Consider the following 21042-nt stretch of genomic DNA (forward strand, 5'->3'; position numbering starts at 1 on the left):
CGGCGGCGCGGGCATCGGTCCGCCGTTACTCGTCATTCGTTACTCGCGGGCGGCGCCGGGCGCATCAAGCATGCCCATCACCGCTTCGATAATCGCTGCCGGCTGAGCGTCTTTCGTCTCGGCCACTTTGATATCGCCGAAAGGCTTGCGGGCGGTCCGCAGTTGGTTGGCGCTGGTCTCCAGGCCGTCCCACTCGGAGGCGCGGGCGCGCCAGTAGACGGGCTTGGCCGCTTGCGCCGTTTGGGCGACAGCCAGCGCCGGGCCGATGTCTGCGTTGAAGCTGGTGACGGGATAGGTACAGGCGGCGTCGGCCTTGCCCTGTTCCGCAGCGGTCAAACAGGCCAGCGCGGTATCGAGCTGGGCTGCACGGTCCGCCGGCAGTGCATCTTCGTGCATGGGCTGCACCAGCACCAGGCCGGTGACGGCCGCGTTGCGCGAGCGCAGTGCGAAATGCTGCGCCACCATGGCGCCATAGCCGGCGCCCACGACGACGAAGGGCGCCTCCAGCCGCGCGTTCTTGATCAGAAAGTTCAAATCCTTGCTGGCGTTGGCGACCGTCGAGGCGCGGATGATCGGATCGCTCGAACCCAGCCCGGCGCGGTCGTAGACGCAGGCGCGGGTGCGCTTGGCGATCTCGGGCAGCACCGCCGACCAATCCCAACCGGCGCGACCGGCGTCGGCTTCGAACAGCACGGTCGGCGAGCCCTTGCCGACGCAATACATATTCAGTTTGCGTCCGCCGACATCGACCTTGATCTTCGGCCCGGCAAGGGCATCCTGGCCGGCGGGCGGCGCGGCATGGCTGCCGGCGCTGGCCAGCAGGAGGGCGGTGGCGACGAAGGCCGGAAGAGTGAATTTGGTCATAAGCTTCAATATGAATGTTAAAAAAACCGCCGGGGTCAGGTCCGACATTCGGACACGAGCTCAGCAGCCTTATGGTTTAGTTCGTGTCCGAATGTCGGACCTGAGGTGTTCCGGGTTTCGCGGACAGTTAATGAAGCACACGAAACTGCGCTTCAAAGGATGCAGGCGTTTGATAGCCCAAGGTCTGATGCAAGCGCATCCGATTGTAGTACACCTCGATGTAATCGCGAACCACGCCCAGGGCCTCGGCTCTCGTTGAAAAGAGTTGCCTATGCATGGTTTCGTTTTTCAGGTTTGAAAAGAAGCTTTCCGCCACGGCATTGTCCCAACAATTGCCTTTGCGACTCATGCTCGGCAGCGCCCCGTGTTTGGCTAGCAGGTTGCGGTAGTCGGCGCAGCCGTACACGGAGCCTTGGTCGCTGTGGAAGATGATCCCGGGCGCAGGTCGCCGGTGTTCCATCGCCATGGACAACGCCGCCATCGGTAACGTGGCCGCCTGCCTGGTGTCCGTCGACCAGCCCACCACCCGGCGTGCGAACAAGTCCAGTACCACGGCCAGATGCAAGAATCCCTCTTTAGTGCGCAGCACTGTCATATCGCCGACCCACACCTGGTTCGGAGCGCCGACCTGAAAGGCGCGCTTGACCAAGTCCGGCGCTGGTGGCAGCACCCGTTCTTTCGCCTTGCTGGCGCGAAAACGCTTGGCGCGGGTAGTTTGTATGCCCTCCAGCTTTCTCAGCCTGGCCACGCGGTGTTTTCCACAACAGATGCCTGCGCTATTGAGCAGGCGCCACGTTTTCAATATCCCGGGTGCCGAGCGGTGGCGCATATGGATCTTGACGATCTCTTGGCGCATGGCCAGATCTTCCCGGCTTCGCAGGCTCGGCGGTGCCGTCTTGAAGGCGTAGTAGCCGCTGCGGCCCACGTCGAGCGCCAGACACAGCGCTTTGACTGAAAACTCGCTTCGATGCTCGTCGATGACGGCGTACTTCACTTCTTGAGGCGAGTTAAGTACGCATCTAACTTTTTTAGGATGGCCAGCTCCTGTTCGGCCTTGGCCAGTTGGCGACGCAGTTGCTCGACCTCGCTCAATTCACTGACCGCAGGACGACCTGGCGAGCGCAATTGGCCGCCAGCTGGCTGCTCTTCGAGCTGCTTGGCCCATTTGTAGAGCTGATTACGACGCAAACCAAGCTCCAACGCCAAGGCCGTCGCGCTCTGCTTGTCATCATGTAGCCGGGAGATCGCAGCGCGCTTGAATTCATCCGTAAACACGGCCCGCTGCTTCGGCACCGGCTCCGCCGATGTCGGAATGATCTCTCGTTTGGAAGGTGACTGTTTCTTTTCCATGAATATCCTCTCAGGACGTATTGTCCTCTATTTGGATGTCCATGAAACCCGGGCTATCTCAACCTGACCCCCGCTATTGCGAATGTCGGACCTGACCCCCGCTATTGATGCTGGCGGAGAATTGTTTTAAGTGTGGCGAGCTTAGCGAGCACGTCCGTACATTTGGCTACAAAATCGGTGGTCTTCTGCGCGTGGGGGATGTGCGCGGGACCTATGTTGCGGTCGCGCTCATTTCTGAGCTCGTATATCTCGGCGGCGATACCCGAAAATTGCCGTTGGATTTCTGGTCCCCGATCGCTCAGCTCCGCAGTTATTCGTGGGATCAAGACGTCCAACTCGGCTTCCAGGGCTCCTTTCTGCGCCTTCGGGTTTATTGCCGTCAGCAGGCTGATGAGGTGCACCTTGACACGCTCGTACCGGTAGATGTGGAGGCCGATCATTTCGTATTTTTCAGCGGAGTCCATTTGCCGTCTTTAAGCTTTCGATTCGGTCGTTACGGTGAAAACCGGCCCGTGCCAGTGTTCGTCACTCATCGTCAATGCGTGCTCCTGGCCCGGCCAGTTGGCTTTGATGATTTTTTGCCAGAAGGTGAACGCCGCCGGATTCTCCTGTATCACCTTGATCTCCCAGCGGCCGGCATGAGCGTTCAGAATCGCTTGCGCCGCGTACCGGCCGACGCCATGGTGACGGTATTTTCGCAGCACAAAAAACTCGACGATGGTCGCCGAGTTTTCAGGATTTAAAACCTCGTCGTTTACCAGGACGAATCCGGCCCACTTGTCATCGACCTTGATGATGAACGGAGAGAAGTTGGGGTTGATCCAGAAGCAGTCGAGGTCGTAGTAGCCGTACTGGCCGTGCTCGTCCAGGTCGGATCCGTCGAATTCCGAGAAATCGTGTTGATACAGTTCCATCATGTGGCGGACCACAAGGCGCTCGCTGGCGTGCGCCAATCGTACTTCGATGTTCATGACATTTCGATCGGGTTAATTAAGGACGTCAGGACGTGATCAGCCCAGTGGCCGTTTATCTTGAGATATTTCTTCGCGAAACCCTCTCGTTCGAATCCCAACCGGCACAGTATTTTTTCGCTCCGATGGTTATTCGGCTGGTAGCTCGCCATGATACGGTTCAGCTTGTGGATTTCAAAAACATGCGATATGGCCGTCGTGAGCGCTTCGTGCATAAAGCCCATCCCTTGGTACTCGGCGCCCAGGGAGAAGCCCAGATGGCAGGCTTGAAAAGGCCCTCGAACAATGTTGGTGAAGCCACACGCACCCAGGCTCTCGTCACCATCCTTTGCATGTATCAGCCAGTGGATTGCCGATTCGTCCCCGATCTGCCTTTGCATGGCGCGCAGTTGCTCCTCGACCGCCTGATGGGTATAGAACCCATGCCCATGCTCCGGCTCCCATGGTTGAAGGTGCTGACGATTCAGTTGGCGGTAGGCCAGCATGCCCGCACTCATCTCCGCAGTGGGGCATCTGAGTATCAGACGTTCTGTTATCAATGGTTCGTTAAAGCGGATCATTGAACGGCAAGGTAAAACTATCGTGCTCGATATCGTTGAGCGTCGCCTCGAACCGCGCGCGCACCGGGTCGATCACGCGCTTGTCCTGCGTTTCCAACGCCTGTTCGAAGGCGACGATCTGGCCGCCGAACCATTCCCGGCCCTGTCCGCGCAGTTGCTGGTACAGGCGTTCCGCGCGGGCCAGCAAGGTGCGGTGTTCGATGCGGTCGCGCGGGTGGATTTTCAGTTCCGACAGCGAGATGAAACGCGCCGCGATCTCCGCCTCCGATAGCATGCCGGGATTGCCTTCGATCACGAGCGTGTGCGTCTCCTGCGTCCGAACGACGGTGGCCTCGACCTGCAACAAGCCGTTGACGTCGTAGGTGAAGCGGATATCGATACCGCTATCCTCGATCGCCAAGGCGGGCAGGGGGACCTTCAGGCTGCCGAGCCGGATGTTGTCGCGCGCCATGCGCGCTTCGCCCTGGTAGACATTCAGTTCCAGATATTTCTGATTGTCGCTGACCGGGTGGTAGCGCTTGACCCGGCTGACCGGCACCGGCGTGTTGCGCTCGACGACGGGGTCGAAGTGGCCCGATGAATAGCTGCGGTCGCCCAATTGCATCGACACCTCGATGCCGAGCGAGTAGGGCGAGACGTCGGTCATGACGACCTCGTCGAGCGCGGCGTCGCGCATCTTCAGGCCAGCCTGCACGGCCGCGCCCAGCGCCACGACCTCGTCCGGATTGATGTCGCAGGCGGGGAAGCGGCCGAACATGCGCGCGACCAGCCGCCGCACGACCGGCATGCGGGTGGCGCCGCCGGCCAGGATGACGTTGTCCAACTCGGTGATGCGAAGGTTGGCGTCGCGCAAGGCCCGCTCGACCGGGTCGCGCAGGCGCTGCAGCAGGCCGGCGCAGACGCGCTCGAGCGCCGCTTCGTCGAGCGTCATCGCGTACTCGGTGTCGTTGTGGACGATCTGGATCGTGGCCGACGGCGCGTCGCTGAGCGCGCGCTTGGCGCGCTCGGTGGCGGCGATGAGGCGCTGCATGAAATGGGCGTCGCTCTTGAGGCCGAGCGGGATCTTCTGCTGCTCGAAGAAATGGTTGATCAGGCACAGCACGAAATCCTCGCCGCCGAGCATGTTGTCTCCGGCGGAGGCGCGCACTTCCATCACGCCCTCGAACAGGTCGAGCACGGAGACGTCGAAGGTGCCGCCGCCCAGGTCGAACACCAGGAAGCGGGTTTCCGCGTCGCGCTGATTGATGCCGTAGGCCAGCGAGGCAGCCGTCGGTTCGTTCAACAGCCGGTCGACGCGCAGGCCCGCGAGCTGGCCGGCGGCGCGGGTGGCCTTGCGCTGGGCGTCGGAAAAATAGGCGGGGACGGTGACGATGGCCTCGGTGACCGGATGGCCGAGGGCGGCTTCGGCGTCTTCTTTGAGCGAGCGCAGGATCAGGGCGGACAGTTCCTCGGGACGGAACTCGCGGTTGCCGAGGCGGATCTGCTTGTCGCTGCCCATGTAGCGCTTGAACACCGAGGCGGTACGAGCGGGATGGGTCTGCAAGCGCTCGCGCGCGGCGCGGCCGACCAGGATGCTGCCGTCCTCGTCGATGCTGACACACGACGGCGTCAGCGTCTCGCCCAGGCTGTTTGGAATCAGGCGCGGCGCGCCGTTCTCCCACACCGCGATCAAACTGTTGGTCGTACCCAGGTCTATCCCGACAATCATTTTTTCTTCCCGGAAAAATTATTATTTTATCACGGGTGTCGGGGCATTTCCGCGCCGGCTTACAAGTCGGTTTCGGCCTCGGCGATGGTCTCGCGCACTTCGTCGGCGAAGCCGAACTGCACCTCGTGGCCGCCCGGGCCGTCCTCGTACATGAAGTGCACCGGGCCGTCCTCGTCGGCCACGATCCAGGCGTCAACCTCGGCGCGTTTGTGCGGATCGGCCAGGCTGGCGACATCGATTTTTTCCCGCATGCCAGGCCGCAATTCCTTGACGACGGCCTTGGTCCGTTCCGTGCTGACCGGGATGTAAGTTGCCGCGTGACGATCTATCATGGTGCCTCCTTGTTGTTGAATAGTCAGTCTACCCGATCACGCCAAATGCACGAGTCCGCGACGCGCGGCGACCATGGCGGCCTCGGTGCGGGTGCATACGTTGAGCTTGGACATGATGCTTTTGACGTGGAATTTGACGGTGCCGACACCGATGCCGGCGGCGCGCGCGATGACCTTGTTGCTCATGCCGGTGGCCAGGTGGCCGAGGATGTCGCGTTCGCGCGGCGTGAGCTGGTTGCCGTGGATGCGGCTGGCGAGCTTGAGCGCCAGTTCCGGCATCATGTATTTTTTGCCCGACAGCACGGTGTGGATGCAGGCCATCAGGTCGTCGAGCGGGGCGCTTTTGAGCATGTAGGCGCTGGCGCCGGCGCGCATGCCGCGGTCGGCATCCTCCTCGCGCTCGTGGCCGCTGAGGATGATGATCTTGGCGTCCGGGCGGCGCGCGCTGATGCGGCCGATGGCTTCGATGCCGTCGCAGTCCGGCATGTTCAGGTCGATCAGCAGCAGGTCGGGCTGCAAGCGTTCGCACATTTCAACGGCCTGGCTGCCGCTGCTGGCTTGGCCCAACAGTTTGAAGTTGTCCTCCGATTCGATCAGCGACGCCATGCCGGCGCGGATCAAAGGATGGACGTCGGCGATGACGATGGATGCGGAAGTGTTCATGTCGAGCTCCTCTGTGTTGTTGATGAGCTCATTTTGCGCAACATTGCGCGGCGCCGATAGTTATACCTTGGTATGGTGCCCGCCAAAAGACCAGGAGGCGTGCGCGGCGCGGCGCGGTAAGATGGACCCATCTTAAGGAGGAGCCACCATGGGCAACAGCTGTGCACACCTGACTTTGATCCACACACGCGGCGCCAACACGGCCGGCTGCGAGGAATGCCTGAAGCTCGGCGACAGCTGGGTACACCTGCGGGTGTGCATGATCTGCGGCAAGACCGGTTGCTGCGACGACTCGAAGAACAAGCACGCGAGCAAACACTTCGCAGAGACGGGCCACCCCATCATCCGGTCGAAGGAACCGGGCGAGACGTGGGGCTGGTGCTATGTCGACCGCAAGATGTTCGACCCGATCTGAATTGGGACGTCGCGCCGCTATTTGAGCTTGGGCACGTTGTCGCGCGACAGCATGGCGCCCTTGGGAACCTGGTCGGCCGAGAAGAACAGCCAGTCATGGTTACCCAGCGTGACGTTCACGCCGGGCACCTGGAAGTGGCCGCTCAAGGTCGCCGTGAAGAATATCTGCGGGCTGTCGTCGTAACGTGCGTCGAGCAGCACCACGAACAGCGACGAGCCGCCGGCGTCCAAGGTGAGGCCCGTGTCGCTCAGCGCGACGATGCGTCCGTGTCCCGTTTGCAGCAGGCCGCCCAGGGAGCGCGCATACACGAACGAGAGCAGGGTGCCTGCGCGCTGCCATTCGCTCAGCTTGGCCTGTGATTCCTCGGCGCGGCTGATGGCCGGAACGGCAGCTAAATTCAATGTCGCAACATTCGAGTTCATGGTGGGAAAATCCTTTCACGCGATGGCTCCATTTTGCGCCAAGGATAGCCGCACGGTCCACCAGAATCGGAATGACACGCGGCGCGATACCGAGTTGTCGTATTTCTGGCAAAGTAGAGGGTGGAGCGGGCGACCGCCGCACTTATTCACCACCTGATTGGAGATTATCAATGACCAACGCAAGCTATCCCGACGTCCGCCTTTTGATCGACAACGAATGGCGCGAAGCCTCCGGCGGCAAGACCATTCCGGTGCTGAATCCCGCCACGGGCCAGGCCATCGGCACCGTCGCCCACGCCAGCATCGCCGATCTCGACCACGCGCTGGCGGCCGCGCAGCGCGGCTTCGACGCCTGGCGTAAAATCTCGGCCTTCGAGCGCACCGCCACCCTGCGCCGCGCCGCCAGCCTGCTGCGCGAGCGCGCCGACGACATCGCCCGCCTGCTGACGCAGGAGCAGGGCAAGCCACTGGCGCAAGCGCGCGCCGAGGCGCTGGCCGGCGCTGACATCATCGACTGGTTCGCCGCCGAAGGCATGCGCGTGTACGGTCGCATCGTACCGTCGCGCAATCCGGCCGCGCAGCAGTTGGTGTTGAAGGAGCCGGTCGGTCCGGTCGCCGCATTCACGCCGTGGAACTTCCCGATCAACCAGATCGTGCGCAAACTGGCGGCCGCGCTCACCACCGGCTGCTCCTTCCTGTGCAAGGCGCCGGAGGAGACGCCAGCGTCGCCCGCCGCGCTGATGCAATGCTTCGTCGACGCCGGCGTGCCGCCGGGAACCGTCGGCCTGGTGTTCGGTGATCCGGCCGAAATTTCCGGCTACCTGATCCCGCATCCGGTCATCCGCAAAGTCACCTTCACCGGCTCGACGCCGGTCGGCAAGCAGCTGGCCGCGCTGGCCGGCGCGCACATGAAACGGGCGACGATGGAGCTGGGCGGCCACGCCCCGGTCATCGTGGCCGAGGATGCCGATGTCGCGTTGGCCGTCGCGGCCAGCGGCGGCGCCAAGTTCCGCAACGCCGGCCAGATCTGCATCGCGCCGACGCGTTTCCTGGTTCACAACAGCATCAAGGCCGAGTTCACCCGCGCCCTGGTCGCGCACGCCGAGAGCCTGAAGCTGGGCGACGGCATGGATGACGGCACCACGCTCGGCCCGCTGGCCAACGCGCGCCGCGTGGCCGCGATGAGCCAGGTGGTCGAGGACGCGCGCAGCAAGGGGGCCGAGGTGGCCACCGGCGGCCAGCGCGTGGGTACCTCCGGCAACTTCTTTGCGCCGACCATTTTGGCCGATGTGCCGCTCAACGCCATGGTGTTCAACGACGAACCGTTCGGTCCGATCGCGGCGGTGCGCGGCTTCGACACCTTGGAGGAGGCGATCGCCGAATCGAACCGTCTGCCGTTCGGGCTGGCCGGTTATGCTTTCACGCGCTCGATCAAGAACGCGCACCAGCTGATGAATAACGTCGAAGTCGGCATGCTGTGGATCAACCAGCCAGCCACGCCGAGCGCCGAGCTGCCGTTTGGCGGCGTCAAGGATTCGGGCTACGGTTCGGAAGGTGGCCCGGAGGCGCTGGAGTCGTATCTGAACACCAAGGCCGTGTCGATGGTGGGCGTGTAAGATACTGAGAGAAGAGATAGGGATCACATTGTGCGGAAAGCGCAGTGTGATCCGGCAAGCGCCGGCGACTGCCAACGGCTTTCGGGGCGCCGGTGATTTTTGCTGCGCCCCCAATAGGATTGACGATGATAGCTGAAGCAATCAAGAACGAGATTGTCGGGCTGGGCCGTAAGGCGCATGAACTGACCGAGGTGGCCTACCGGGAGCACGCTGCGCTGCGGGACGAACCGGGCTGGACGGAAAAGCAGAGGATACTGCTTGCCGACATGGCCCTGCATTTGTTGCAAACGGCGTTGACAGACGGTGGGCTTTCGCCGGATGAACTGAAGCGGAATCTCTACGCCATTTTGACCGTGTCCGATCAACTCCTCCCAGGTTACAGCTTAAAAGCAAGCGCAGATCAGTTGCTCATCAAGTGATCAGGGCCCGGTTTAATAACAGTCCATTGATGGGAGTGCCGTGTCCGATATCGATCAAAGCCGTGTGGTGAAGCTGATGCAGGAAGGCGAGTCGAAAGAGGCGCTGTCCGTGCTTGAACAATTGTTTAAAAATGCCGAGCTTGCCGTGGCGCCGACCCAGCCGGACATTTTCATGACGATGTTTCAATTGCAACTGCTGGCCGAACAGTACGAGCCGGCGCGGGTTTTTTTGCGAAACATACGTGAGACGCAAGCTGAACGTCTGCTGGCCGGCGACATCCACTTTGGTCTCGAAGGCGGCCCAGCCGTTGAAGAGTACCGCCGCATCCGACGCTTTTCGCTGATCGTCGAAATCAACCACATTTTGAAGGACCACGCGTCAACGTACGAAGTATTCTCGCAGCTCGATAGCGGTCATGCCGAGTTGGCGCGGCGATATGCCTGGGCAGCACTTCCAGCCTTGGTGGCGGAAGGACACTTCGAACTGGCCGATCGCTATCGCGGTGACCCGTTGAAGTTGCTTGACGTGGTGAACCACACAGCGCGCGCGCTCCCGTTGTATCCAGCGCCACGTCAAGCGCCCATGCTGGCCGCCGAGTTGAGCAATCTCGTTCGTGATGTGCGGATCGGCATGGCGGTTTTACGGGGCACGGGAGATAGCGGCAAGGCCGACGTGCTGCGCGAAGCGCTGATGACCGGGCTGGATTCGGATGAACTGAAGGTGCTGGCGCAGCGCGAGCTTGACGCGCCGGGAACGATCACGCGCGAGCTCGGCGATCGACAAGTGGCGCAGGAGTCGGCTAACGCCCAGCCACCAGGCTAAGCCGGCGGTGTCGGCTGTGGCCGTCCTCCGTTGCCGCCCGCGCGGGTTTGGGTGTTGGCATCCGCCCGCGCGCCATGTATGCTGCGCCATCCCGCAACGACAACCAACACGAAAGAACCACATGAACAAGCTGTTTTCCACCTGCGCCATCGGCCTGACGCTCACCCTGGCGCTGGCCGCCTGTGACAAGACCAAGCCGCCGCAGCCCGCCACCACCGAGGCCGTGCCTAACGCCGCCAACGTCGCGCCCGTGACCTTGCAAAAGATCGATACCGTGGCCGGCACCGGCAAGGACGCCGTGGCCGGCGCCACCGCCGTGGTCCACTACACCGGCTGGCTGTACGAGCCGAACTCGCCGCAACAGCACGGCGCCCAGTTCGACTCGTCGAGCGGCCGCTCGCCGTTCAGCTTCCAGCTCGGTGGCGGCCAAGTCATCAAAGGTTGGGACGAGGGCGTGCAGGGCATGAAGGTCGGCGGCAAGCGCACGCTGATCATTCCAGCGGCGATGGGTTACGGCGACAGCGGCGCGGGCCCGATTCCACCGAACGCCAACCTGATCTTCGACGTCGAGCTGCTCGACGTGCAATAAGCCGGCGCGCCTGGCGCGACCCGCCTCCTGAGCGTTCAGGCAGGCGCGGCGCCGCCGCCAGGCACGGCCGACAACGCTTGTTCGGCCACGGCTTCCAGCATCTGGCGGCTGAAGCCGGCTTTCGCCTGCACGGCCATGCCATGCATTACCGCCATCAGGAAGGCCGCCAGCGCCTCCGGATTGGCGCTTGGCGGCAGGTCGCCCTCGGCCTTCGCCCGTACAAAACGTTCCCTCAACTGTATTTCGCCAGCCGCGCGGAAGTCGATCAACGCCTGCCGCACGGGTTCCGAATCGTCCGATCCCGCCATCGACCCGTTAATGCCGAGACATCCCGCCTGCTCGGGAGAGCGCGTATTGAGCTCCACTGAACTGAACAGGATGTGCCTGGCCACCTCGCGCGCGGTCGGCATCGCCAGCGCTTCCGGGATGTGGTTCATGAACCGTTCCTGGTAGCGCTCCAGCACGCGGCGAAACAGCGCTTCCTTGTTGCCGAACGCCGAGTACAGGGCGGGGCGCTCCACGCCCGCAGCCTCGGTCAGGTCGGCATAAGACGTGCCCTCGTAGCCCTTGCGCCAGAACACGCATAGCGTCGCATCGAGCACCTTGTCCACATCGTATTCGCGATGGCGGCCCATCTGTTCACCTCAAATTTAAGATAACGACTGTTACGAAATGTCTTGACAGCCGGTTCCGAAATTATATACTAGCCGTTATCGTAACGGTCGTTACTGATAGTGTTCGACAACCAATAGGGATTTTTATGCTGAAAACATTGACGGGTAAAGTAGCTCTGGTAACAGGTGGCTCGCGCGGGCTGGGCGCCGCCACGGCGGAGGCGCTGGCGGATCAGGGCGCGGATGTCGCGATCAGCTATGTGTCCTCGGCCGGCAAGGCGGAAGCCGTGGTCGAGAAGCTGAAAGCCAAGGGCGTGCGCGCTATCGCCATCCAGAGTGACCAGGCCGACATGGCCGCCGCCAAGCCGCTGGTCGACAAGGTGTTGGCGCAGTTCGGCAAGCTCGACATCCTCGTCAACAACGCGGCGATCGCGTTCCAGGGCAAGACGGTCGACGATCCCGAGCTTGACACGGTCAAGCTCGATCGCCTATGGCAGGTCAACGTCATGGGCGCGGTGGCGACCACGCGCGCGGCGGCGCCGGTGCTGTCGAACGGCGGCCGGATCATCTTTATCGGCTCGCTGCTGGGCACCCGGGTGCCGTTCGCCGGCGTCGCCGACTACTCCGGCACCAAGGCGGCGATCGCCGGCTACGCCCGGGGCGTGGCGCGCGATCTGGGCAGCCGCGATATTACGGTCAACGTGGTCCAGCCGGGCGTGATGCCGACCGACATGTCGGCCGAGGCACTGGGTGACAGCGTGCCCGAGGAACTAATGAATCTGCACCCGATCCGCCGCATCGCCACCTTGGAGGAGGTCTCGGCGCTGGTCTGCTTCCTGGCCGGGCCGAACGGCGGCTATATGACGGGCGGCACGCACGACGTGGCCGGCGGCTTGGGCACCTGATCCCCGCGCGGCCCGCCATGCTGCGGCTCCCCCGGCGCGCACTTTGGGCGCCGGGGGACTCGACATTACGCCCGCACCTCTGCATAATGAGAATGTTTCCCATTCGCAAAGCATCAACAGATCAGCCGCCGCTACGTCTGCCCACCGCATGCTGACAGGGCCCGCAACCGACTTGATTGCTTCGCTTGAACCGTGCTTGAGCGCTATTACCGAGAACTGCTGAATTTCTGCGCGCGCGTGGTGCGGGACCGTGACGCGGCCGCCGACCTGGTGCAGGAGAGCTATGCGCGCGTGCTGGCGGTGCGCAATTCGGGCCAGGCGATGCCGGAGCCGCGCGCCTTGCTGTACCAGACCGCGCGGCGCCTGATCATCGACCGCCATCGTCGACTGGCGGTTCGCCTGCACGACGATATCGACGATTTGCCCGAGCCCATCCACCCGGCCGCGCCCGCGCATCTGGAGCCGGAGTCGGTCTACGCGCATGAGCAGACGGCGCGCGCCTTCGTGGCGGTGATCGAGGCGTTGCCGCCGCGCTGCCGCGAAGCGTTCGTGCTGAACCGCTTCGAGGGGTTGTCGCATCAGGAGGTGGCCGACCGCATGGGCATTTCAAAGAATATGGTGGCGCAGCACATCACGCGCGCCATGCTGGCGTGTAAGGCATGCGAGGATGCCATCCTATGACCCCATCCCATTCGACACCCGTTTCGCCCCTGTCCGATGACGCCCTGTACGCCGAGGCGGCGCAATGGCAGGTGCGGCGCCATGACGGCTTGACGGCCGAGGAAGAGGCGCAATTCCAGGCCTGGCTGGCGCTGGGCGCCGGGCGGCAGGCGGCGTACGCGCGCTTCGACAAGGTCTGGAATGGCCTGGGTGAATTGCCCTCGCAAGCGGTCGCCCGGCTGACGGCGTCGCTGCCGCCCGCGTCGATGCGGCAAACGCCGTCCGCGCGTGAACACAAGCCGCGCCGCTGGCTGACCGGCTGGGCCGGCGTGGCGCGGCCCATGGCGACGGCGGCGCTCGCCATCACCGTGGCGGGCGGCGGATGGCTGGGCTGGAACCATTGGCAGGCGCAGCCCGTATACACCGAAACCTTCGCCACCGTGCGCGGCCAGCAATTGAACGTCGAGCTGCCGGATGGCAGCATGCTCGGGCTCGATACCGGCACCCGCGCCCAGGTGACCTTGTACCGCGACCGGCGCGAGGTTCGCCTGCCGGAAGGCCAGGCCCTGTTCACGGTCAAGGCGGATGCCGCGCGGCCGTTCCACGTGTTCACGGACCGGATGCTGGTGACCGTGGTCGGCACCCGTTTCTCCGTACGCAATACGCGCACGGGGCTGGCGCAGAACGTCGGGGTGCAGGTGGAGGAGGGCCGCGTGCGCGTGAGCATGCTGGACCAGGGAAAACCCGCCGGCGCGCCGGTATTGCTGACGGCAGGGCAACAGGTCCAGTCCGACGCGGCCGGGCGGTTGGCGCCGATGGCGCCGGGGGGCGCCATGCCGTGGCGCGAGGGAAGGGTGAATTTCGACCGCACGCCGCTGGGCCAGGCTGTGGCCGAGTTCGAGCGCTACGGCGCCACCGGGCTGGTGATCAAGGACCCGGCCGTCGCCGCGCTGCGCGTGAACGGCAGCTTCGACCTGCGCCAGGCCGACGCCTTCAGTCAAACCCTGCCACTGGTATTGCCGGTGCAACTGCGGGCGCGCGGCGGCGAAACCGAAATAATTGCGAAAACTTCGAAATAGCACCTCAAGTAGCCTGAAGGTCATGCGTCTCCATTGGTAATAGTTCTTATTTACCATTTTGGAGATTCCCTGCATGCAGCATCCGCGTTTCTATCCGGCCCCTTTGGTCATCGCCCTCGCCACCGTGTTTGCTGGTGCCGATCTGTACGCCCAAACACCCGGGTCTGCATCCGCCAACGCACCGTTTTCCGTGGCGCTGCCAGCTCAGCCGCTGGGCCCGGCGCTGAATGAACTGGCGCGCCAGGGCCGCTTTCAGCTGATGGTGCATCCGGACCTGGTGTCCGGCAAGTCGGCGCCGGCCGTGTCCGGCATGTTGACGGCGCAGCAGGCGCTGGAGCGTTTGCTGGCCGGCTCGGGCCTGGTGCCGTCGCAGCAGGGCGGCGTGGTGATCATCAAGGCCGCGCCCAAGGACGACGTGAAGACGTTGGCGCCCGTGACGGTGACGGCCGGCGCCGAGCGGGAGACGCCGATCGGCCCGGTGTTCGGCTATGTCGCCAAGCGCAGCGCCGCCGGCAGCAAGACCGACAGCGCCATCATCGACACGCCGCAGTCGATTTCCGTCGTGACCAATGACGAGTTGCGCAACCGCCAGGCCGAAACCCTGTCCCAGGCGCTGAATTACACCCCCGGCTTCACTAGCCAGCCGACCAGCTTCAACCGCACGGCCGACCGCTTCCGCATCCGTGGCATGGACGTCGAGTCCGCCACTAGCGGCTCGATGCGCGATGGCCTTCGCCTGCAAAGCAATTCCTACGACGGCACCCAGGAGCCGTACGGCCTGGAGCGCGTGGAGGTGTTGCGCGGCGCCGCCTCGGTGCTGTACGGGCAGCTGTCGCCGGGCGGCGTGATCAACGCGGTCAGCAAGCGGCCGATCCACGACGGGCTGCACGAGATCGCCGTTCAAGTCGGCAACGACGACCGCAAGCAAGTGATGGCCGATCTGAGCGGGGCGGTGCCCGACTCGGAGACGCTGGACTACCGCCTCACCGTGCTGGACCGGAAAAGCGACACCGCGCAACGCTACATCAACGATGACAAGCTGTACATCGCGCCGTCGCTGACCTGGCGTCCGAACGCGGATACCTCGCTGACCTTGCTCTCGTTCTACCAGAAGACGCGCACCCGCTTTTCGGCGCCGCTGCCATACCAATTGGTCGAAGGCGTGGGTACCGGCCCGGTGCGCATCGGCCGCCAGGACTTCATCGGCGAGCCGGCCTACGACAAAATGAACGGCGACATGCATGCCTTCGGCTACGAGCTGGCGCACCGCTTCAGCGACAATGTCAAGCTGAGCCACAAACTGCGCTACTTCGAAGCGGACGTCACCTGGCGCTATCTGCAAGCCCAGACCACGGCGGCGGCACTGCTGGCCGCAGGCCAGCGCGGCGTGCTGGCGCGCCAGTACAGCGACCGCCGCGAGCGCGCGCGCGGCACCGTCAGCGACACCAGCGTGGAATCGAACTGGCAATGGCTGGGCATGCGCCACACGGTGCTGACCGGTGTGGACGCCTACAAGACCACCTATGACTCGACCAATTTCCGTGGCAACGCGCCGTCGCTGAATTTGTTGACCTATAACTATGGCCAGCCGGTGGTGGTCAATCGCGCCACCAGCGTCGATCGCGGCTCGCGCATCGAGACGCTGCAAAAGGGTATCTATGTGCAGGACCAGATCGACATCGGCGAGCGCTGGACCGCGCTGCTGGGCGCCCGCCACGACTGGGCCGGCCAGGACCAGACCATGCACCGCAACCTGGCCACACTCGACAAGGACGACGAGGCCACTACCTGGCGCGCCGGCGTGGTCTATAAAACGGAGGCGGGACTGGCGCCGTACGCCAGCTACAGCGAATCGTTCTTCCCGGTGGCGGCGGCGGACGCGGCGGGCCAGTCCTTCAAGCCGACCCGTGGCAGGCAATACGAGGCCGGCGTGCGCTACCAGCCGGCCGGCGGCAACATGCTGCTCAGCGCCGCCGTCTACGACCTGAAGCAGACGGATGTGCTGAAGTATGACGCCGCCGAGGATAGCTATCGGCAGGCGGGGGAGGTCCATTCGAAGGGCTTCGAGCTGGAAGCCAAGGCCGAGCTGAGCCGCGCGCTGAGCCTGATCGCTTCCTACGCCTACACCGATGCCCGCACCACGCGCAGCACCATCGCCAGCGAAGTGGGGCAGCGCAGCGAGGACACGCCGTTTCACCAGGCGGCATTGTGGGCCGACTACAGCTTCGCCGCGCTCGGCGTGCCGCAGTTGAAGACTGGCGCCGGCGCGCGCTACAAGGGATCGACGCAGCCGTCCGGCATGCCCGTGGCGATGCCGGGCTATACACTGTTCGACGCCATGCTGAGCTATCGCTTCAACCGCCACTGGGAGCTGTCGGCCAATCTCAGCAATTTGAGCAACAAGAAATTCATCTACTGCGAATTTGCGATCTGCCGCTATGGCGATGAGCGCCGCGCCACCGCCACCTTGACTTACCAATGGTGATAAGGAAAGGCTTGTCGGTGCGCGCCGTGCTGCTGCCGGTGCACCGCTATGTCGGGCTGGTGCTGGCCTTGTTCCTGGCGATCGCGGGTGTGACCGGCAGCCTGCTGGCCTGGAACGAGGAGCTCGAGGCGGCGCTGAATCCGCGATTGTTCCGGGTCCAGCCGCCGTCGCCCGGGGCGGAGCGGCTCGATCCGGTGCTGTTGCACGAGCGGGTGAGGCTGCGCTATCCCGACGCGTTCGTCGCGCGCATGCCGCTTGAGCAACTGGAGGGGCGTTCGCAGCTGTTCGCGCTGCGGTCTTTAAAAGGCGGCAAGGCCAAGGCGCTGCCCAACGACCAGGTCTTTGTCGACCCATACACCGGCGCGATATTGGGCGAACGCAAGTGGGGCGACATCAGCCAGGGACGCAAGAACCTGATGCCGTTTATTTACCGCCTTCACTACTCGCTGGCGCTGGATGGCGTCGGGACGCTGGTGTTCGGCATTGTCGCCTTGTTGTGGAGTATCGATTGCTTCGTCGGCGCCTGGCTCACCATGCCCAGGCGCCGGGGCGATGGCGCCACGCCCGCATCGTGGCCGGCGCGCTGGTGGTCGGCCTGGAAGCTGCGCACCGGCAGCGCTTACAAGTTCAGCTTCAACCTGCACCGGGCCGGCGGCTTGTGGACGTGGGCGATGCTGTTTGTGCTGGCCTGGAGCAGCGTCGCCTTCAATCTGCCGCAAGTGTACCAACCGGCGATGAAATCCCTGTTCGCGCACCAGCGCGGGCTGGAGAGCATTCCGAAGTTGCCGGAGCCAAGGCTGGCGCCGGCCATCCCGTGGGGGCCGGCCTTGACCGCCGTGCGGGCGCACATGGTGGGGCAGGCGCGGGCGCAGGGTTTCGTGGTCGAGGCGGAAAAGTCCCTGCTGTACGATCCTACGCGCGGCGTGTATCGCTATGACGTGCGCACCAGCCATGACATACGGCATCGTGGCGGCCACACGCGCCTGGTGATGGATGCGGAGACCGGCGGGCTCATAGGCCTGTGGCTCCCCACCGGCGCGGCCAGCGGCGACACCATCTCGACCTGGCTGGAAACCCTGCACATGGCGGCGCTTGGCGGTTGGCCGGTGCAATTGCTGATTTGCCTGATGGGTTTGGTCGTGACGATGCTGAGCGTCACCGGCGTGCTGGTCTGGCTGAAGAAACGCGCAGCCGTCCCGGAGGGCGTTTGAGTCGGCGGGGCCGCCGCGCGCCCGAGGCGCGTCGGGCGTCGCGGCGGCCGGCCGTTAGCGTCAGATCGGCGAGGTTGGCAACACCGATTTGAGCGGCACGAAGGCGGCGCCGCAGTTCCTCGGCGTGCCGCTGCCCGAACCGTTGCCCGTGATCGTCACGCCGCTGGCGGAGGAGGCGACGATCGACGAGGCGAAGCTCACCGGGCCGGCGCCTAAGGTGAAGCGGGTGGCATACGGATTGAGCGACTGGCCGTTGTGGCCGGCGGTATAGGTCGGCTGGGTACCGTCGAACACCACGTTGTCCAGCGTGATCGTCAGCGGATTGTTTTGTCCGTTGAGCGCGTAGCCGGCGAAGGTCAGCGTGCCGCCCTTGTACTTGGTGCTGCCCAGGTGATGGAAGTCGCGCACCGTCACGCCGGTGAAGTTCGGGTACTTGGTGCCCTTGGAGCCGCTGTAGAACGAGTCGAAGGTCAGCGGATGGCTGATGTTGCGCGAGCAGACGCCGGTGTAGCTGACGTTGGACACACTGCCGCCGACCGAAGAATCCGACTTGATGCGCAGGCCGCCGCTGGTGCCGCTGTCGTAGCCATCGATCGACAGGTCGGTGACGGCGATGTCGCTCACGCCGGCGTTGGTTTCGCTGCCGATCGACAGCGCGTGGCCGTAGTAAAAGTGGTTGTGGGCGTAGGTGTGCTGGTGCGCGCCGGCGCCCGAGCTCGATTTGATGGCGACATGGTCGTCACCCACGCTGATGTAGGAATACGCCAGCAGCACCTTGCTGGAATAGCCGGTGTCGAAGCCGTCGGTGTTGAGCGCGGTGTCCGGCGTGAAGCAGGTGGCCGGCGTGACGACGTCGGGCGTGGTGCCGGCCGGACACTGGTAGCCGTCCCGGGTGTAGGCCAGGCTCGGCGTCAGCAGCTTGATGCCCCAGGCCGTCAGTCCGGTCACGCCGTAGCCCCAGACGTGGAAGTTGGGGGAGTTCTGCAAGGTGATGCCGTGCAGGGTGAAGTCGGTGCCGTTCTGGATTTGCAGGATGCGGAAGGTTTGCGGGGTCAGGTTTTGCGAGCGTTTTTGGTAGGCCACGTCCCACCAGCTGCGGGCGTTGGCGTTGGCGCCGCCGGTGAGCAGGCTGCCGCCACGGCCGTCGATGATGCCGCCGCCGACGACGCCGCTCTTGGCCGTCTTGTCGGCAACGATCAGCGGCTTGCACAGCTTGCCGCTGGCCGAACCGGCCGTGCCGCAGTTGCCGGTACCGGTGTCGTAATCCTTGGGATTGCGCGAGGCGAACAAGGTCACGCCGGTGTCGACCCACAAGGTCACGCCGGACTTGAGTTTCAGGGGGCCGCTGATGAATCCGCTCTCGCCGCCGGCGCCCTTGACCAGCTTGACGGCCTGGCCGGCGGGGCAGGCGTCGATGGCGGCCTGGATGCGCACCGCGTCCGGTTGCGAGCGGGACGGATCGCTGTCGAGCGAGTCGGCCGAGGCGTTCACCGGCTTCAAGGTCGCCGCCAGCGGCTGGCCGCAGACGGTGGCCGGGTAGGCCGGTTCGGCGACCGTGCCCCATTGCGTGGCGACGGCGGCGTCGGCCGCCCAGGCGTTGGTCGTTCCCGCGACCGCCAAGGCGATCAGAACTTTGCTGGATCTCATCAACTACACTCCCTGTATAGATGTTGCATAAAGTCGTACACATTGGCAACGTGTACGTATTTCCAATGTTACGATCAAGGAATTTACAGGGCGGGGAGATGGTTTGGCATCAGGAAATTCTGAAATGTCGGTAGGGATGAATTGTTCATTGCTGGTGGTTTGGTGAGAATCCGTGAATTTTGGCGCGGAGCATTGCGCTACACTGCCCGTTTTATCATTGATCGGATTGCTATGATTTACCCGCGTGCATCGGCTGTCGTGGCATGACATCCCTTTCCTCGCCGTACCCGATTGCCGACATCCTGTTTACGCTCTACCTGCTGGTGTACTCTCCGCTTAACAGTCTCTGGCGCAGCCGTCATCCGGCGTCGTCTAAGCCGTTCTTGCCCCCACTGTGGAGCTATTGGCGCCAGGGACGCTACGTTCTGGTGCTTCTCTGCGTGTTCTTGCCGGTCGCGTGGGTCGGCGGTTACAGCGCCGCCGAGCTGGGCCTGGGTCCCCCGTTGTCGCAAGGCGGGCTGTGGGGTCTGGCGGCGGTTGGCTGTCTGCTGCTGGTGGTGCATCTGTTAGGCAAGCGTCATGAACGCCAGATTACGCCGGAAGAGCGCGTCGAACTTGACGACAAACTGCGGGACTTGCCGTTTCCGGTACCGCGCACGCGAACCGAAACCCTGGCCTGTCTGGTCACGACGGTCGGCATGACGGCCGCCTGGGAGCTTCTTTACCGAGGATATCTGCTGCTGGTCCTGACGCCGGTCACGGGCCTGCCGCTGGCCATTGCGCTGGCGGCGGTGTCCTATGGCGCGGGACACGGCTATAAGAACCCCAAGCAATTTTTCGGCTCCATCGCGTCCGCCTTCGCCTTCACTATCGGCTATGCCGTTAGCGGCAATCTCTGGTGGTTGATCGTGCTGCATGCGGCGGTGCCGGTGGCGATGGTGCAGGCCGCCCGCAAGGTGGCGCCATCGCCATCGCCATCGACGGACGTTGTCAAGGTATGAGCCACGCCATCCGTTGCCACGACGCTTAGGCGCTCAGCGCCTTCAGCCGGTTCAGTTCCTGCAGAAAACGCTCGGCGGCCAGTTGCGGCGCCCACGGCTCCCACGCCGTGCCGCCGTAGACCGCGTACAGCGGGTCGTCGTTGAGTGGCGGCACGGTGATCTTCAAGGTGTGCAGCACTTCTTTCGCCGACCAGCCGACCACGTGCACCGCCTCGCTGGCGGCGGCGAGCCGGTCCGCCAGCTTGTGGGCGGCGTGCTCCTTGTCCGTCCAGTGCGGCAGGCCGTAGCGCAGGAAGACGGCGGCCTCCAGCCGCACCGTCAGCGCGCGGAAGCCCTCCCCGAGAAACGGTTTGAGCGGCGACACGCAGTCGAAGCCCAGCAGGCCTTCCTCGGCGTCGTGCAACAGCTCGCGCAGCGCGGCCAGCGGCGCCAGTTCCACGCCGACCGCCTTGCAGGCGGCCGCGCGCAAATGCATGACGGTGAGCGAGTGCTGCGCCACCGATAGCGGACGCGGCCATGCCGAATGACCGCCCCAGCGGTAAGTGCGTGCCAGCCCCAGCGCCAGGTCGGAGTCGTCCCAGTCGAACGGTGTGGGGTCGAGCAGATCCAGCCGCCGTTCGGACGGCATGCGCACCCAGGCGCGGTTCGGCTGATCCCGGTGGTCGTCGCGGCCCATCGATTTCCCTTTTTTGTGGCGTAGACGCCATC

24 protein-coding genes are annotated in these 21042 nt (G+C 64.1%); 11 read left to right on the top strand and 13 right to left on the bottom strand.

What is annotated here, in order from left to right; translation table 11 throughout:
• Positions 1-39 precede the first annotated feature (39 nt).
• From NHH88_14215 to NHH88_14255, 9 genes are all read right to left on the bottom strand, one after another.
• Positions 40-864, bottom strand: coding sequence for an alpha/beta hydrolase (locus tag NHH88_14215; protein ID USX16870.1), 825 nt, complete (start codon positions 862-864; stop codon positions 40-42).
• A gap of 127 nt (positions 865-991) precedes the next feature.
• Entirely contained in the window at positions 992-1858 is an 867-nt protein-coding gene (locus NHH88_14220; protein ID USX16871.1) for an IS3 family transposase, read from the bottom strand.
• Entirely contained in the window at positions 1855-2214 is a 360-nt protein-coding gene (locus NHH88_14225; GenBank protein USX16872.1) for a transposase, read from the bottom strand. Before NHH88_14225 ends, NHH88_14220 begins: the two co-directional genes overlap by 4 nt.
• Before the next feature lie 101 nt (positions 2215-2315).
• Complete coding sequence (locus NHH88_14230; protein ID USX16873.1) at positions 2316-2678, bottom strand: hypothetical protein; 363 nt, start codon at positions 2676-2678, stop codon at positions 2316-2318.
• A 9-nt stretch (positions 2679-2687) separates the two neighbouring features.
• A complete protein-coding gene (locus NHH88_14235; GenBank protein USX16874.1) occupies positions 2688-3185 on the bottom strand; it encodes a GNAT family N-acetyltransferase in 498 nt (165 codons plus the stop codon).
• Positions 3182-3670 (bottom strand): GNAT family N-acetyltransferase, encoded by a 489-nt coding sequence (locus NHH88_14240; protein USX16875.1) that lies wholly within the window; start codon positions 3668-3670, stop codon positions 3182-3184. The genes NHH88_14235 and NHH88_14240 overlap by 4 nt, the downstream gene beginning before the upstream one ends.
• 61 nt (positions 3671-3731) lie before the next feature.
• Entirely contained in the window at positions 3732-5453 is a 1722-nt protein-coding gene (locus NHH88_14245; protein USX16876.1) for a molecular chaperone HscC, read from the bottom strand.
• A 59-nt stretch (positions 5454-5512) separates the two neighbouring features.
• The gene (locus NHH88_14250) at positions 5513-5785 is read right to left on the bottom strand and encodes a hypothetical protein (protein USX16877.1); all 273 of its coding nucleotides are present in this window, start codon (positions 5783-5785) and stop codon (positions 5513-5515) included.
• 36 nt (positions 5786-5821) lie between these two features.
• Positions 5822-6448, bottom strand: a complete 627-nt coding sequence (locus NHH88_14255) for a response regulator transcription factor (GenBank protein USX16878.1) — start codon at positions 6446-6448, stop codon at positions 5822-5824.
• Between the two features lie 148 nt (positions 6449-6596).
• Here NHH88_14255 and NHH88_14260 point away from each other — a divergent pair, with 148 nt between their 5' ends.
• The gene (locus NHH88_14260) at positions 6597-6863 is read left to right on the top strand and encodes a UBP-type zinc finger domain-containing protein (protein USX16879.1); all 267 of its coding nucleotides are present in this window, start codon (positions 6597-6599) and stop codon (positions 6861-6863) included.
• Between the two features lie 17 nt (positions 6864-6880).
• On the opposite strand, the gene NHH88_14265 is transcribed toward NHH88_14260, so the two are convergent.
• Positions 6881-7285 carry a hypothetical protein gene (locus NHH88_14265; GenBank protein ID USX16880.1) on the bottom strand — a complete coding sequence of 135 codons (405 nt, stop codon included), beginning with the start codon at positions 7283-7285 and terminating at the stop codon, positions 6881-6883.
• A gap of 170 nt (positions 7286-7455) precedes the next feature.
• Between NHH88_14265 and NHH88_14270 the strand changes: the two genes are divergently transcribed.
• From NHH88_14270 to NHH88_14285, 4 genes are all read left to right on the top strand, one after another.
• Entirely contained in the window at positions 7456-8901 is a 1446-nt protein-coding gene (locus NHH88_14270; GenBank protein ID USX16881.1) for an NAD-dependent succinate-semialdehyde dehydrogenase, read from the top strand.
• 125 nt (positions 8902-9026) lie between these two features.
• Positions 9027-9320, top strand: coding sequence for a hypothetical protein (locus NHH88_14275; GenBank protein ID USX16882.1), 294 nt, complete (start codon positions 9027-9029; stop codon positions 9318-9320).
• 40 nt (positions 9321-9360) lie between these two features.
• Positions 9361-10143, top strand: coding sequence for a hypothetical protein (locus NHH88_14280; GenBank protein ID USX16883.1), 783 nt, complete (start codon positions 9361-9363; stop codon positions 10141-10143).
• 121 nt (positions 10144-10264) lie between these two features.
• Positions 10265-10732 (top strand): FKBP-type peptidyl-prolyl cis-trans isomerase, encoded by a 468-nt coding sequence (locus tag NHH88_14285; protein ID USX16884.1) that lies wholly within the window; start codon positions 10265-10267, stop codon positions 10730-10732.
• A 35-nt stretch (positions 10733-10767) separates the two neighbouring features.
• On the opposite strand, the gene NHH88_14290 is transcribed toward NHH88_14285, so the two are convergent.
• Positions 10768-11367 (bottom strand): TetR/AcrR family transcriptional regulator, encoded by a 600-nt coding sequence (locus tag NHH88_14290; protein USX16885.1) that lies wholly within the window; start codon positions 11365-11367, stop codon positions 10768-10770.
• A 125-nt stretch (positions 11368-11492) separates the two neighbouring features.
• Here NHH88_14290 and NHH88_14295 point away from each other — a divergent pair, with 125 nt between their 5' ends.
• The 5 genes from NHH88_14295 (at position 11493) to NHH88_14315 (ending at position 17686) form a co-directional block, all read left to right on the top strand.
• Positions 11493-12251 carry an SDR family oxidoreductase gene (locus NHH88_14295; protein ID USX16886.1) on the top strand — a complete coding sequence of 253 codons (759 nt, stop codon included), beginning with the start codon at positions 11493-11495 and terminating at the stop codon, positions 12249-12251.
• A gap of 192 nt (positions 12252-12443) precedes the next feature.
• A complete protein-coding gene (locus NHH88_14300; protein ID USX16887.1) occupies positions 12444-12932 on the top strand; it encodes a sigma-70 family RNA polymerase sigma factor in 489 nt (162 codons plus the stop codon).
• On the top strand, positions 12929-13990 hold the full coding sequence (locus NHH88_14305) for a FecR domain-containing protein (protein ID USX16888.1): 1062 nt from the start codon (positions 12929-12931) through the stop codon (positions 13988-13990). The genes NHH88_14300 and NHH88_14305 overlap by 4 nt, the downstream gene beginning before the upstream one ends.
• A gap of 73 nt (positions 13991-14063) precedes the next feature.
• Positions 14064-16475, top strand: a complete 2412-nt coding sequence (locus tag NHH88_14310) for a TonB-dependent siderophore receptor (protein ID USX16889.1) — start codon at positions 14064-14066, stop codon at positions 16473-16475.
• On the top strand, positions 16469-17686 hold the full coding sequence (locus NHH88_14315) for a PepSY domain-containing protein (protein ID USX16890.1): 1218 nt from the start codon (positions 16469-16471) through the stop codon (positions 17684-17686). The genes NHH88_14310 and NHH88_14315 overlap by 7 nt, the downstream gene beginning before the upstream one ends.
• Positions 17687-17746: 60 nt before the next feature.
• On the opposite strand, the gene NHH88_14320 is transcribed toward NHH88_14315, so the two are convergent.
• Complete coding sequence (locus NHH88_14320; protein USX16891.1) at positions 17747-19333, bottom strand: glycosyl hydrolase family 28 protein; 1587 nt, start codon at positions 19331-19333, stop codon at positions 17747-17749.
• 263 nt (positions 19334-19596) lie between these two features.
• Here NHH88_14320 and NHH88_14325 point away from each other — a divergent pair, with 263 nt between their 5' ends.
• The gene (locus NHH88_14325; GenBank protein USX16892.1) at positions 19597-20334 is read left to right on the top strand and encodes a CPBP family intramembrane metalloprotease; all 738 of its coding nucleotides are present in this window, start codon (positions 19597-19599) and stop codon (positions 20332-20334) included.
• Between the two features lie 25 nt (positions 20335-20359).
• Here the strand turns inward: NHH88_14325 and NHH88_14330 are convergent, their stop codons facing one another.
• Entirely contained in the window at positions 20360-21010 is a 651-nt protein-coding gene (locus tag NHH88_14330) for a phosphohydrolase (protein USX16893.1), read from the bottom strand.
• Positions 21011-21042: the final 32 nt, after the last annotated feature.

The organism is Oxalobacteraceae bacterium OTU3CAMAD1 (assembly GCA_024123915.1).
Lineage (GTDB): Bacteria > Pseudomonadota > Gammaproteobacteria > Burkholderiales > Burkholderiaceae_D > Rugamonas.